The sequence below is a fragment of the Saccharospirillum sp. genome (genome assembly GCF_039982735.1).
GTDB lineage: Bacteria > Pseudomonadota > Gammaproteobacteria > Pseudomonadales > Natronospirillaceae > Saccharospirillum.
The window spans coordinates 18411-32531 of the sequence record NZ_JBDWXV010000022.1; the positions used below are offsets into that span (position 1 = coordinate 18411).

General features: G+C 57.5%; 14 protein-coding genes. 10 read left to right on the forward strand and 4 right to left on the reverse strand.

What is annotated here, in order from left to right; all coding sequences use genetic code 11:
• Positions 1-15: 15 nt before the first annotated feature.
• Positions 16-1056: a GGDEF domain-containing protein gene (locus ABJT94_RS18515; protein WP_348477836.1), complete on the reverse strand. Its 1041-nt coding sequence runs from the start codon at positions 1054-1056 to the stop codon at positions 16-18.
• A gap of 228 nt (positions 1057-1284) precedes the next feature.
• Here ABJT94_RS18515 and ABJT94_RS18520 point away from each other — a divergent pair, with 228 nt between their 5' ends.
• Entirely contained in the window at positions 1285-2253 is a 969-nt protein-coding gene (locus tag ABJT94_RS18520; protein ID WP_348477837.1) for a DnaJ C-terminal domain-containing protein, read from the forward strand.
• On the forward strand, positions 2250-2585 hold the full coding sequence (locus ABJT94_RS18525) for a chaperone modulator CbpM (RefSeq protein ID WP_348477838.1): 336 nt from the start codon (positions 2250-2252) through the stop codon (positions 2583-2585). The genes ABJT94_RS18520 and ABJT94_RS18525 overlap by 4 nt, the downstream gene beginning before the upstream one ends.
• 5 nt (positions 2586-2590) lie before the next feature.
• On the opposite strand, the gene ABJT94_RS18530 is transcribed toward ABJT94_RS18525, so the two are convergent.
• Positions 2591-3829 carry an MFS transporter gene (locus ABJT94_RS18530; RefSeq protein WP_348477839.1) on the reverse strand — a complete coding sequence of 413 codons (1239 nt, stop codon included), beginning with the start codon at positions 3827-3829 and terminating at the stop codon, positions 2591-2593.
• A gap of 310 nt (positions 3830-4139) precedes the next feature.
• Between ABJT94_RS18530 and ABJT94_RS18535 the strand changes: the two genes are divergently transcribed.
• Positions 4140-5585, forward strand: a complete 1446-nt coding sequence (locus ABJT94_RS18535; protein WP_348477840.1) for a diguanylate cyclase — start codon at positions 4140-4142, stop codon at positions 5583-5585.
• A gap of 4 nt (positions 5586-5589) precedes the next feature.
• On the opposite strand, the gene ABJT94_RS18540 is transcribed toward ABJT94_RS18535, so the two are convergent.
• Complete coding sequence (locus ABJT94_RS18540; protein ID WP_348477841.1) at positions 5590-6252, reverse strand: hypothetical protein; 663 nt, start codon at positions 6250-6252, stop codon at positions 5590-5592.
• Between the two features lie 199 nt (positions 6253-6451).
• On the opposite strand from ABJT94_RS18540, the gene ABJT94_RS18545 reads away from it, so the two are divergent.
• From ABJT94_RS18545 to ABJT94_RS18565, 5 genes are all read left to right on the forward strand, one after another.
• Positions 6452-7111 (forward strand): GntR family transcriptional regulator, encoded by a 660-nt coding sequence (locus tag ABJT94_RS18545; protein WP_348477842.1) that lies wholly within the window; start codon positions 6452-6454, stop codon positions 7109-7111.
• Complete coding sequence (gene prpB / locus ABJT94_RS18550; protein WP_348477843.1) at positions 7108-7998, forward strand: methylisocitrate lyase; 891 nt, start codon at positions 7108-7110, stop codon at positions 7996-7998. Before ABJT94_RS18545 ends, prpB begins: the two co-directional genes overlap by 4 nt.
• A gap of 102 nt (positions 7999-8100) precedes the next feature.
• A complete protein-coding gene (gene prpC / locus ABJT94_RS18555; protein WP_348477844.1) occupies positions 8101-9225 on the forward strand; it encodes a 2-methylcitrate synthase in 1125 nt (374 codons plus the stop codon).
• A gap of 74 nt (positions 9226-9299) precedes the next feature.
• Positions 9300-10784: a 2-methylcitrate dehydratase gene (gene prpD / locus ABJT94_RS18560; RefSeq protein ID WP_348477845.1), complete on the forward strand. Its 1485-nt coding sequence runs from the start codon at positions 9300-9302 to the stop codon at positions 10782-10784.
• A 161-nt stretch (positions 10785-10945) separates the two neighbouring features.
• Positions 10946-11809 carry an alpha/beta hydrolase gene (locus tag ABJT94_RS18565; protein ID WP_348477846.1) on the forward strand — a complete coding sequence of 288 codons (864 nt, stop codon included), beginning with the start codon at positions 10946-10948 and terminating at the stop codon, positions 11807-11809.
• Between the two features lie 25 nt (positions 11810-11834).
• On the opposite strand, the gene ABJT94_RS18570 is transcribed toward ABJT94_RS18565, so the two are convergent.
• The gene (locus tag ABJT94_RS18570; RefSeq protein ID WP_348477847.1) at positions 11835-12596 is read right to left on the reverse strand and encodes a sulfite exporter TauE/SafE family protein; all 762 of its coding nucleotides are present in this window, start codon (positions 12594-12596) and stop codon (positions 11835-11837) included.
• A 197-nt stretch (positions 12597-12793) separates the two neighbouring features.
• Here ABJT94_RS18570 and ABJT94_RS18575 point away from each other — a divergent pair, with 197 nt between their 5' ends.
• Positions 12794-13492, forward strand: a complete 699-nt coding sequence (locus ABJT94_RS18575) for an ABC transporter ATP-binding protein (RefSeq protein ID WP_348477848.1) — start codon at positions 12794-12796, stop codon at positions 13490-13492.
• Entirely contained in the window at positions 13489-14121 is a 633-nt protein-coding gene (locus tag ABJT94_RS18580; protein ID WP_348477849.1) for an energy-coupling factor transporter transmembrane protein EcfT, read from the forward strand. Before ABJT94_RS18575 ends, ABJT94_RS18580 begins: the two co-directional genes overlap by 4 nt.

Here is a 14121-nt window from a genome sequence, read left to right on the forward strand (position 1 = left end):
AGGAGAATCAATCAGTCAGTGGTCACTCTCGCCCGAGACCAAACGGTTGCGCCCACTGGATTTGGCTTGATACACCCGCTGGTCAGCGAGTTTCAGCGCGCGTTTGAATTCGGATTCGCCGTTGAAGGCCGCCAGCCCAGCGCTGAAGGTCAGGCCGATGGTGTGCTCGTCGAACTGAAACTGGCGACTGGCGATGAGTTTGCGCAGTTCGTCGACGATGGGCAGCGCTTCTGCTTCAGTCAGGCTATTCATCACCAGCACAAACTCTTCACCCCCCCAACGGCAGACGCTGTCTGATTCCTTCAGGTTATTGCGCAAAACTCGGGCAAAGGTGGAGAGCACCCGGTCTCCCACGTCGTGGCCATAGCGATCATTGACGGCTTTGAAATGGTCGATGTCGATCAGTGCAACAACGGCCGGCTGATCAGTCTGTTCCCATTTTAACAGTTGCCGCTCGAGACCAAGCCGGTTCATCAGGCCAGTGAGCGGATCGGTCAGGGAGTTTTTCCGGTGCATGTCAGCCGTGTGTTTTATCGCCAGGTAAGATTGCACGTGGGTCCATTCGATGAGCAGGCTCAGCAACACAATAAACAGCGTAGCAGCGATCAGGCGGGGCACGGCTTCCAGGGTATAGGGGTACAGCCAGGGCCAGTCGACCAGAATGGCGGCGATCAGCATCAGCGTGTACAGGCCACCCAGTATCTGGCCCCATCGCCAGCCTGAAATGACGATCATCATCGGGATTAGCGTAAAGGCAAAGTAGACGCCCGTGCCATCCTGGCCGCCAGAGACAGTCAGATAGAGGGCGAACAGGCACAGCACGATGCCCAGTGCGACTCTGGCGAGGCGTGTCTGCTGGCGAACATGGGCGGTCACGACCAGGGTGGTGATCACGCAAATGACCAGCAACAGAATCCAGAACCGGATCCAGATGCCCTGCCAGATTGCCAGCAAGGCGAAGGGTACCATGATCAAATTGCCGGATACCGCGAAAAAGCGCATCAGCACCAGTGTGCGCCTTAACTCGATCTGTTCTGGTGTACTACCCAATTGCACGCTGGAAAGGTCTCAGGCTCTGTTTCGTAAACAATAGCATTCCAGCGGCTAATTGACAGTCGTGCTGCAGGGCGGGGCTTTTTCACAATCCAGCCCGGGCATTGCTGTTTTTGCCTTCAGAGGCTTAACTGTGGGGACTTATTCATAGTATCCCGGCATTTAAATTCAGAGTGTCCCGGTATTTCATTCGTTCGGTGGGTTCGATGATTCAGGAGCGTTGCTCAGATTATGGAATTTAAAGACTACTACAAGGTGCTGGGCGTTGCGGACAAGGCGACCCAGGCAGAGGTCAAACAGGCCTATCGCAAGCTGGCCAGAAAATACCACCCCGATGTCAGCAAGGAAAAGGACGCCGAAGCGAAGTTCAAGGAAGTCGGAGAGGCTTACGAAGTACTCAGCGATGCCGAAAAGCGAGCGGAATACGATCAAATCAGGGCTTTGCGGGCTGCCGGAGGTGGCCGCCACTCTGCAGGCACCGGTGCCGGCATGAGTGACGACGAAGCCAGCCGGCAATTCAGTGACTTTTTCAGGTCTGTATTTGGCGGTGGCATGGCGGGAGAGGGTATGGCTGGCAGCGGGTTTCGTCAGGCGGGTGCCAGCGATTGGGGGCGTTCTTTCAGTCATCGCGGGCAGGACATGCACCACCGGTTGGCCCTGTTTCTGGAAGAGGCGGTGCAAGGGGTACAGCGCACCCTGAAGCTTGACATGCCTGCAGCCGATTCACGAGGGCAGATGGTTCACAAAACCAAAACGCTGAATGTGAAAATACCGGCCGGCGTCGTTGCCGGACAGCGTATCCGCCTGGCCGGACAGGGTGGCCCCGGGCACAGCGGGGGTGCCGCCGGCGATCTGTTTCTGGAGATAGAGCTGGCGCCACACCCATTGTTCGCGGTCGACGGACGTGATCTGTTGTTGACGCTCCCTCTAGCCCCCTGGGAAGCTGCGTTGGGCGCAAAGGTAGAAGTCCCGACGCTCACCGGGTCGGTCAACCTGACCATACCCAAAGGCTCGGTGGCCGGTAAAAAGCTGCGCCTGAAAGGAAGGGGCCTGGGCCGAAACCCGACCGGAGACCTGATCGTTACTGTGCAGGTGACCTTGCCTGCTCATCACTCGACCAGGTCGGAAGCCTTGTACCGGGAACTGGCTGAAGCGGAAGCGGGGTTTAACCCCAGAAAATCGCTGGAGAAAGGGTTATGAGCAAAGACATCACCACAGTCATTATCGATGAACATCAGTTGCATGAATCCGGGGTCTGGCTGAGCTTGAACGACCTATGCGAACGCTGCGGTCTCAAGCAGACTCTGGTGGTTGAGTTGGTGGAGCTGGGGCTAATTGCGCCAGAAACCGTTACCGCTGACCGCTGGCAATTTCAGGTGTCGGTGGTGCCAACCCTGCATCAGGCGGTTCGCCTCAAACGGGAGCTGGATCTCGACTGGCAAGGGGTGGCGGTGGCGATGGACCTGCTTGAAGAGTTGCAGGCTCTGCGACAGCAGGTGCACTCCCTGGAGCGGCAGTTGGGTGTCAGGTAGCCTGATCAGACATCGACAAACCGCCGGCGTTGCCGGGTAAGGTTCAGGCTGAAAGTCAGAGCCAGGGCAGCCAAACTGACCAGGGTGGGCACCAGGCCGAACCATTCCGACAGGCTCCCGATTACCAGGGCACCGATGGCCGGGCTACCCATGCTGACCACCGTCCAGATGCTCATAACCCGACCCCGGTACTGGTCATCAATCATCATCTGTATCAACGCCTGGCAACCGGTGCCGATGACCGTCATGGCCAGGCTACACAGGCAGATAATGCCGATCAGCCACACCAGACTGTTCAGCTTGAGCAAGGGCAGTATGGCCGCCGAACTGATCACCAGGCCCATCAGCACCAGTCGGCTGATACGGGCAAGGTCGCCTCGCTGGCGCGAGACAATAACGCCGCCAATGATGGAGCCGGCACCAGCGACCCCAGTCAGCACGGCCAGGTTCTGCGCGCTGCCGCTGGTCAGTTCACCGGAAATGGCGGGCAAAAGTTCCAGTACGGAGCGACCAACCAGGCCGTTGGTTAGTGTCATCAGCAATACCAGTCGCACCAGCGGCGCCTGACGGATGAAGCGAAAGCCGGCCAGAAGATCACCCAGCAGGCTGATACTGCGGTCCCTGGCGGCCGGGGCGACCCGTGGCACGCGCAACAGAAACGTCAGGGTTCCGGAAAAACACAGGGCCGAGAGGGCAAAGGCAACCCCGACATTGGCAATGCTGATGATGCCAGCGCCCAGCGCCGGGCCGATAATCCGCGAGACATTGAAGACAATGGCCGTCATTCCGATGCCGCTGGGCAACAGGTGTCGGCTCAGAATTTTGGGCACCAGGGCCAGGCGCATTGGATGATGGGCTGCGGTGACACACCCAAACGCCAGAGCGGAGGTCAGCAACGCAACGAGATTGACCGCTTCCAGGAAAAACAGCAGGGCAATGGCAACGCAAATCAGGGTGTTGAGTAATGCTGTGATAACCACGCCACCGCGCGGATCAATGCGATCGGAAATCACCCCGAAAATGGGCGACAACAGAAAGGTCGGGGCCAGTAGGATGGCGCTGGTTACACCGACCCATAAGGGAGACAGCGTGACTTCCCAGACGCTCCAGCCGATCAGGAAGCGGGCTATCCAGATCCCCAGGGTGGCGAAACTGGTGGCAATGAAATAGTCCCGGAAAATGGGGGACGAGAGTGCCGAACGCGACGGTGGTTGCTTGGCAGTGCCGCCCGGATTACTTGTCATGGGTAGGATTAGGCTGGTGCACAATGGTTCCCGAGGTTTACATGGATGCAATGTGTGGCCCGCTTGCCCCGGCCTGGTGCATGGACCACACTGTATTCATCAGTATAACGCAGACGGGCCCTGCCAGGGATGCAACGTAGCGTCTTCACAGGGCCACCTTTTGTTGGGGCCGGGCCTCAATGGCTGGTGTGTTAGGGCACGGAAGGCTAAGTAGCGATTCGTCACTGGAGATTTCACTCTGCCTACGTCTATTGCTTCAGCAACTCAGTATCGGCTGCCCAGGCTTACAAGGGTCAACTATACCCCGAGGGTGCTGGGGTTTGGTGCCACCTTTGTTGCCATTGCCTGGCTGACATTGGAGCGAGGCTGGTCGCACTGGAATCTGCCGGTCGCCGCACTTTATTTTCTGGTTTACCCCCACCTTGTGTATTGGAATGACCGCTGGCGCCAGGCAAGCGTTAGCAGTGAACGCCGCGCCATGATGTTTGACGGATTGGTGCTGGGTGCCTGGTGTGCCCACATCAATTTTTCTGGCTGGATCTCCTTTACCTTGTTAGCGGCTGTGATTCTTAACAATACCATGACGGGTGGTATACGTCAGTGCGCCCGAGCACTGGGTTTTTTTGTGCTGGGTATCGCTCTGATAGCCTTTTCTTCAGAAGTCGCGTGGTCTCCGGAGGCTCCGTTGGGGATCAATGTGCTGACCATGGTTTCGCTTCAACTCTATATATTCAGCATCGCCTGGGTGTTTTATATCCAGAAATCGCGGCTGGTTGGCACTAAAAAGAACGCCGAGCAAAAGAACGTGATTTTTAGCGCCATGCTGGAACTGAGTGATTTGAATGATCAGGTGGATTCCTTCGAGTCACTGGTATCCGCCGCACTGGATGTTTTGCAACGACTGTATCCGGACCAGTCGTTCGGCTTTGTGTTGAAAGACCCGCGGGAACACGATGACCTCTATTTTGCTGTCTTCACGCCGGACCTGGATGATGAACAGCAGACCATTCTCAAGCGTCGCCTGGCCCGAACCAGAGAACACCTGCCGCAAGGGTACTTTCTGAATACCACCGATCAGCACACCGGTAGTTTCGTGTTTCCTATGCGCGAACGCTTCGACCGGTTTCAGGGCTTGCTGTTAATACAGGGAGCCACCTTGTCCGAACAGGAACGTCAGGCACTGCAACTGCTGATCAAGCAGCTGGGTACGGCGGTTGCCAACAAACTGTTGACGCTGGAACTCAAGGCAGCTGCGGAGCGCGATGCGCTGACCGGAATATACAATCGAGGACACCTTGAATCGGAACTGACAGAAGCGCAGAACCGCCTGAAAACCGATGCCAATGACCACTTTTCCGTGATTCTGATCGATCTGATCGGCCTGAAATCGGTCAACGACCAGTATGGGCATGCAGCCGGAGACGAGCTGATACGCTTTGTCGCCGATGCGCTCAAAAGCATCTGCCGCGATCAGGATCAGGTTTTCCGATACGGGGGCGATGAGTTTGTGATTCTTTGTCGCAGTGAAGATGAGAGCGGAGCAGCGGCGCTGATGCAGCGTATTGATCGACAGGTAAAACAAAAAAACATCAGCCTGACCACTGATGACGGTGCTCAGGTAAAAACCCCCATTCAAATGAGTGTCGGCCTTGCCAGTTCCGATCAGGTGCCGCCGGAAGACGTATTGAAACTGGCCGATGAGAGAATGTATGCCGACAAGGAACGCTGGTACCGCGAGCGCAGTCGGTATCGCTGAGTCGCTATTCCAGCTTCAAATGCGAAATATCCGGGGGAGGTGGTGGCGCAGTCCGATCGTTGTCGACCAGTGTGACGCCGGGTTCATCCAGCGACAAAGCGGACAGGTCGACCTGGACCGGTGCCGGCCGTTCCGGGTTTTCCACCAGAGTGACCCCGGGTTCATCCAGTGACAGGCCGGAAATATCGACCTGAACAGGGGTAGGGCGCTCCGGGTGTTCAACCAGGGTGGCGCCCGTCTGCGCAAGGCTGAAGTTTGTAGTATCGACCGATACCGGTTGGATGTCCCGGTGTTCGCCGATGTCGCTGCCCGCTGGCAGGACTGTCCAGTCGGGCTCTGTTACCGGCTGGTTAACAGGCCCGGCGTCGGAACCCTGCTGTTGCGATGTTGACGCGGATGCCTCAGGGCGCGCGGCTCCTGCCGGTATGGCTTCCCCCATGGGCACAATAATCGGCTTGGCCCCGATCTTCTCAAGCGCGGCCTTGTATTTGGCCGCCGTCGGCCGGTCTACCTTCAGTTTGACCGGTTGCGGCTTTCCTGAAAAAAAAGCCTCCAGTCGGGCGGGGTCTGTCTTGAACAGCTGCGCCATATCCGCTTTCACGAAGTCGGTATAAAACCCCTCGAGCAGATCGCCCCGGAAATAGATGTCGTAACGCGCCTCGCTCATGGTGATGGTCCTGTCGCTGGGAGCCTTTGGGCAGTATAGAGGATTACAGGTTTTGGTGTCAGTGACCCCGGCCACAGACTCTTCAGTACTCAGCGGGCGATGGAGGGTCGTCCATTGGTCTCATTGTTTACAATTAAGGTTGAAAATACGACGTTATATCCGTTTAATAGGTCAATTATCGTATCATTGTAGACAATATATGGAAGCACGGACTCAGGTTGACCGCATTTACCAGCAACTGCTGGAGGCCATCGTGCGTGGCGATATCGCGCCCAATGAAAGGTTGCGCGAGTCGGAGTTATCGACTGAACTGGGCATTAGCCGGGGCCCGCTGCGTGAGGCGCTGCATCGTCTGGAAAGCCGTCGGCTGGTGCGCAAAGTGCCGCACGTCGGAGCCCAGGTGGTCGGCGTGGATCGTCAGGAGCTGATCGAGCTGTATCAGATTCGGGAAAACCTCGAGTCGCTTGCCTGCGAGCTGGCGGCGAAGAATATGACCGACGAGGCTCTGCAGGAACTGGGCGCGGTACTCGCCCGGCACGAACGCTACCTGGATGACCAGAACGACCAGTTTTACATACAACAAGAAGGGGATCTGGACTTTCATTTCAACATCATTCAGGCAAGTGGTAACCGCTGGCTGATCAGCCTGTTGTGTGACGAGCTTTACCAGCGAGTACGCATGTTCCGGTTTCAGTCTGCACACCGCCGCGGGCGACCCCGCCAGGCGTTGGAGGAACACCAGCGCATCTTTGAAGCACTGCAGCAACGCGATGGCGAACTGGCCTCGTTGCTGATGAAACGACACATTCGCTCGGCACGCCGGGTACTCGAACAAACGACTGAGGAGACTCTGCTATGAAGGCTGCAACCACGGCCGGCCGCCGCTTCCGCGATGCTCTGGCGGCACAAACCCCCTTGCCGATCGTTGGCACCATCAATGCCTACACGGCCATGCTGGCAGAGCGGGCCGGTCATTCGGCGATTTATTTGTCGGGTGGTGGGGTGGCCAATGCCTCCTTTGGCTTGCCCGACCTGGGTGTCACTACCCTGAATGATGTTCTGGAAGATGCGCGGCGCATTACCGGCGCCTGTGACCTGCCCCTGCTGGTGGATATCGACACCGGGTTCGGCGGTGCCTTTAACATTGCCCGCTGCATTCGCGAGATGGAACGGGCCGGGGTGGCGGCCATTCATATCGAAGACCAGGTGATGCAGAAACGCTGCGGTCACCGGCCCAACAAAGCCATCGTTAGCCAGGTGGAAATGGCTGACCGTATCAAGGCCTGTGTGGATGCGCGTCAGGACGATGACTTCTTTGTCATGGCCCGCACCGATGCCTTTGCCCAGGAAGGCCTGCAAGCGGCCATCGACCGGGCCAGAGCCTGTGTCGACGCCGGTGCAGACGGCATTTTCGCTGAAGCCGTGCACACCCTGGATGACTACAAGGCATTCGCCGATGCCATGGATGTGCCCATTCTGGCGAACATTACCGAGTTCGGGCAAACCCCCCTGTTTAACCAGAAAGAGCTGGCTGGCACTGGCGTTGCCATGGTGCTGTACCCGTTGAGTGCTTTCCGCGCAATGAGCCTGGCGGCACTGGAGGTGTATCAGAGCATTAAAGTAGAGGGTGACCAGAAAGCCGTGGTCGACATGATGCAAACCCGCATGGATTTGTACGATGTGCTGAACTATCACGATTTTGAAGCGAAGCTCGATGCCCTGTTCAACGAAGGCAGCGCTCGCTAGCAGAGGCGTTTAGTATTCCGCGAGCCTCTATGGTGAAGGCTCAAAACGGAATCAGAACTCAATATAAAACACAGACATTACGATACGTACAGGAGGCTGATCATGGTGGATAAACCCGTATCCGGGGCCGGATTGCGCGGCCAGGTGGCCGGAGAAACCCGGCTGTGCACGGTCGGTAAAGAAGGCAGCGGCCTGACCTACCTGGGCTACGATATTCAAAGCCTGGCCGACAATGCCCAGTTCGAAGAGGTCGCCTATTTGCTGCAGTTTGGTGAATTGCCAACGGCTGAACAACTGAGAGATTACGCCAGCAGTCTGAAAGAAAAACGCGAACTGCCGCAGGCTTTGCTCGAGACGCTGGAGCGCATTCCGGCCAGTGCTCACCCAATGGACGTGATGCGTACCGGTTGTTCCATGCTGGGTGTGCTGGAACCCGAACACAGTTTCGATGAACAGGATGCCGAGATCGTACGCATGCTGGCCGCTTTTCCGGGAATCATCTGCTACTGGTATCACTTTTCGCATTTCAACCGTCGTATTGAAACCGACAGCGATGCCGACAGCATTGCCGAGCATTTTCTGACGTTACTGCATCAGAAAATACCCGATCCGGTGCACGTCGCGGTCATGCATGCGTCGCTGATTCTGTATGCCGAGCACGAATTCAATGCCTCAACCTTTGCTGCCCGCGTTGCCGCCAGTACCCTGACGGATATCTACAGCGCGGTGACCGGTGCCATCGGTACCTTGCGAGGGCCTTTGCACGGCGGAGCCAACGAAGCGGCGATGGCGATGATCGAAGGGTTCAAGGACCCGGACGATGCCGAGCAACAATTGCAGGGCATGCTCTCGCGCAAGGAAAAAATCATGGGCTTTGGGCATGCGGTTTATCGCACCAGCGATCCGCGCAATGCCATTATCAAAGCCTGGGCGAAACGCCTTGCCGAACAAAGTGGCGACAGTCATTTATACGACATTGCCGAGCGGTGCGAGACGGTCATGTGGAACGAGAAAAAACTCTTTCCGAATGCTGACTTTTTCCACGCACCGGCCTATCACGCCCTGGGAATTCCAACGCCCTTGTTCACGCCCATTTTTGTAATGGCTCGCGTCAGTGGCTGGACGGCGCACATAAAAGAGCAGCGCGCCAAAAACCGGATTATCCGGCCCAATGCGGATTACGTCGGCCCGGAAATGCGTGATTTTGTGCCGTTGGAAAAGCGCTAACTGATCTCAGCAGAAACGTGAACTGTTAGCCTCATTTCTTATTTGTATATTGTTATTTGAAACAGGACCCGACCATGAGTTCCAACGTAGACCTGAACAACCGCCCCGAATACGACGACGTCTTGCAAGCTATTGCCGATTACGTACTCGACTACAAAATCGACAGCAATGAAGCCTGGGATACCGCCCGTAACTGCCTGATGGACACGCTCGGTTGTGGCCTGCTGGCGTTGCGTTTCCCTGAATGCACCAAACACCTGGGGCCTATTGTTGAAGGCACCGTTGTGCCTAATGGCGCGCGCGTACCGGGCACACAACTGCGGCTCGATCCAGTGAAAGCGGCCTGGGATATCGGCGCTATTGTGCGTTGGCTCGATTACAACGATACCTGGCTGGCCGCCGAATGGGGCCACCCCTCTGATAACCTGGGCGGCATTCTGGCCGTAGCCGATCACCTGTCGCAGGTTCGGGTCAGTCAGGGTGAAGCGCCGTTGACCATGGACGCTTTACTCGAAGCCATGATTAAGGCGCATGAAATCCAGGGTGTGCTGGCTCTGGAGAATTCGTTTAACCGTGTGGGTCTGGACCATGTGGTGCTGGTAAAAGTCGCCTCTACGGCAGTGGTAGCCAAACTGATGGGTGCCAACCGCGAGCAATTGCTCAGTGCGCTGTCTCATGCCTGGGTTGATGGTCAGGCGCTGCGCACCTACCGCCATGCCCCCAATGCCGGTTCACGCAAGAGCTGGGCAGCGGGTGATGCCACCAGCCGGGCAGTACGTTTGGTCGACATCGCTCTGCGTGGCGAGATGGGCATCCCCGGTGCGCTGACCGCGCCACAGTGGGGGTTTTACGACGTGCTGTTCAGCAAGACCAACAAAGACCAGCAAGTTAAGCCCGAAGCCGACCGGTCGTTCAAGTTTCAGCGCGATTACGGCAGCTATGTGATGGAGCAGATTCTGTTCAAGATCAGCTTCCCGGCTGAGTTTCATGCTCAGACTGCTGCCGAGGCTGCCGTTACACTGCACCCGCAGGTGAAAGACCGCATTGATGAGATCGACCGCATTGTGATCACCACGCACGAGTCAGCGATTCGCATCATCAGCAAGGTCGGCCCGCTGGCGAACGCCGCCGACCGTGACCACTGCTTGCAGTACATGGCGGCGGTGCCCCTGTTGTTTGGAAACCTGGTGGCCGAGCAGTATGAAGATGATTTTCACGCGGCTCATCCGGACATTGATGCGTTGCGCGAGAAAATGGAAATCGTTGAAGACAAGCGCTACAGCGCCGAGTACCACGCGCCGGACAAGCGTTCCATTGCCAACGCCATACAGGTCTTTTTCAAAGATGGCAGCAGTACCGAGCAGGTCGCCGTGGAATACCCCATCGGCCACCGTCGCCGCCGTGCCGAGGGCATTCCATTGCTGGAGCAGAAATTCCGGGCCAATCTGGCCACCCGTTTTCCGGCAAGCCGCACCGCAGAAATCTTCGAGTTGTGCAAAGATGCCGAACGCCTGCAGAAAACCCCAGTGCACCGCTTTATGGACTTGATGGTGATTTAACGAGAGTTCGACGTTCGGGACGGTTTTGGCAGGAGACCGCACCGGCCGCCGCTTGCTATGCAAGCGAACTCTTAAGCTTGAAATTTAGCCACGCTAGTACGCATCCGGATTCGTCCGCAGAGCGTAGAATAGATTAGATACGCAATTTCAGGTTCCTCTCGATGTTTCTGCATGATCTGGCCGGTACCTGGCGGTACCGGCCTTTTTTTTGGCTGATACCGCTGACGCTCTTGCTGAGCGGGTGTGCCTTGCCTGCACTTAATCTGATCACGCCTCACGACGGCTATGAGCGCTCCACCGACATTGCCTATGGCGGCCAGCCTCGCCAGAGGCTGGATCTGTACCTGCCGACGGAACCGGAAGCCGGCGCCCCTACGCTAATATTCTTCTATGGCGGTTCCTGGCAGGAAGGTTACAAAGGAGGTTATCGATTTGTGGCTCAGGCGCTGGCCGATGCGGGGTATCGTGTTGTTGTGCCGGATTATCGGCTGTATCCGGAGGTGACGTTTCCAGCCTTTGTTGAAGATGGTGCGCAGGCCGTTGCCTGGACGGTGAACGAAGGCCTGGCTGATGACGGACTGGTGCTGATGGGGCATTCGGCGGGGGCGCATATTGCCGCCATGCTGTCTCTGGACGAGCAGTATTTGAACACTGCCGGTGTTGACCGTTCGAGGGTTCTGGCCTGGGTGGGGTTATCCGGCCCGTATGATTTTTTGCCGCTGACGGATCCGGATTTAATAGACCTATTCGGCGGGGCGGACGGTATTCCCCAAACGCAACCGATTACCTTTGTCAGTGCCGACGACCCGCCGGCCCTGCTGATCGACGGGTTCGATGACACCATTGTTCGCCCGCGCAATTTACCTAATCTGGCGGAAGCCTACCGTCACAATGGTGTGCCGGTGCAGACGCACCGCTATGAAGGCGTCAATCACAACGATACGGTCGCCTCGTTTTCGGTGCGCTTGCGTGACCGGTCCCCGGGTTTTGACGATACGTTAACCTATCTGCGGCAGCTTCGGTGACAAGCCCGAAACGGGTGGCTGCCTTTTACAGCCAGACAGCCGCCGCGCTGGCGGCCAGTGTCATGATCAGCAGAAACCACTTCATGGTGCGCTGACTGACGTTGATCGCCAGGTGCACGCCGAGCTGGGCGCCGATCATGGTGCCGACCGCCAGCACCAGGCCTGGCACCCAGGCGACCTGACCCCGGGCGATAAAGATCACCAGCGACACCGTGGTGAAGGCGATGGTGCCGAGCAGTTTATAGGCATTTGCCTTGACCAGGTCATAGCGCAGGGCGCCTGCCACTGCCGCGATCAGTAAAAAACCAACGCCCGCCTGAACAAAGCCCCCATAGACACCGGTTAAAAACAGCCCCCAGCGTGCTCTGGGGCGTTGTTTGACGGTGTAGGGCTGTTCATCGGGGCCGGGAATCACAATGCTGGGTCGCACCAGCATGATCACCGCCAGGGTAATCATGGTGATCAGCAAAATGGGTTTGAGCAGGGTGTTGGGCAGAAAGGAGGCGCAGGCTGCTCCGACGGCACCGCCGGCCATCATCGGAATCAGAATGGCCTTACTGTCGTCGGTATCGAGCCTGCCCTTGGCGTGAAAGCCGCGCAACCCGACGATGCCCTGCAGGAAAACCCCGACTCTGTTGGTGGCGTTGGCTACATCGGCGGGCATGCCCATCGCCATCAGCGCGGGCAGGGTGAGGTTGGAGCCGCCGCCCGCCATCACGTTGATGATGCCAGCCAGTAAGCCCGTCGAAAGCAGCAGGGCAATGAAAAAGGGGGTGAGTTCGTACATCGGTCGTCGCGTCCCAAAGAGTGGTGCACAGTGTACCGTATTGGTGCACGGACGCAGTGCCTGCTTTGGCAACGCAGTGTTGTTCAGCGCATTAAGGTGTGATTAGGTTAAATAGTGATCACTTGATAAATGCCGGGGTTATATTATTTTTCAGTTTGGTATGCTCCGCTTCAAATTTGAACCAGGCCCGACACGGCATGACCCTGACCATTGAGCTGAACCAGGTGACTCTGAAGCGCGACGATCAAACCGTGCTGAGTGATCTCAATCTGACGCTGAGCGAGCGCCGCATCGGCCTGATCGGCAACAATGGCTCGGGTAAGAGCTCACTGGTGCGCCTGTTCAATGGCTTGTTACAACCCAGTCAGGGCCACTTGCAGGTGCGGGGCCATAACCCGGCCGAGGGGCCTGAAGCCATGGCCGATCAGGTTGGCTTTATCTTTCAGAACCCGGACCACCAACTGATTTTCCCCACCGTGATTGAAGAGTTGATGTTCGGGCTGCGCAACCAGGGCCTGAGCAAGTCGGATGCGCGCGAACGTGCCGAGCACTGCTTGCGGGAACACCACCGGCTCGATTGGGCTGACAGGCCGGTGCACTCCCTATCGGAAGGGCAAAAGCAGTGGGTCTGCATCATGGCGGTGCTGGTCATGAACCCGGCCGTGCTGATTCTGGACGAACCCTTTTCGGCACTGGATCTGCCCACCCGTCAATTTCTGACCGACTGGCTGCTGGGCTTGCCACAACAACTGATCATGATCAGCCACGATCTCGACGTGCTGGCCGCGTTTGACCGTGTGCTCTGGCTGGAGCAGGGCCAGGTTCGGGGGGATGGCAGCCCAGAGACCGTCATTGCCGACTACCGGGCCGCTTGTAACAGGGCGTTCAGCTTATGATGACGCTCTATGTGCACCGGCAATCCTGGCTGCACCGGCAGCCAGCCGGGCTAAAATTACTGGTGCTGATGGTAACCAGCGTTGCGCTCTACGCGCTGGCGTCACTGTGGACTGCCGGGGCTGTGCTGATCGCAGTCATTCTCGCATACCGGAGTCTGGGGCCGGCCGGCTGGTCATACCTCTGGGTGGTCAAACCGCTCTTGCCAATGTTCATTCTGATTTTCGTGGTGCAGAGCTGGAGTCAGTCTGTCAGTGCCGCCATTCTGATGCTGCTGCGCATGCTGACGCTGATCTGGCTGGCCAATCTGGTCACTCTCACCACGCGGATGGACGCCATGATGGATGCGGTGATGCCCTTGCTGTCGCCCCTCAGGCGGGTCGGTGTGGCGCCACACCGCATTGCCTTTACCGTGGCGTTGTTCGTGCGTTTTGTACCGGTATTGATGGCGGTGCTGAACAGTCTGCTTGAGGCCTGGAAGTCGCGTGGCGGTGGCCGCGCGGTCTGGCGCCTGGCAATCCCCATGCTGATCAATGCCATTCGCATGTCCGACCACGTTGTCCAGGCCCTCGCCGCCCGGGGCGGTGTGCGATCACCCGAAACCCCTGTTTCAATGGTTCAACATCAATAG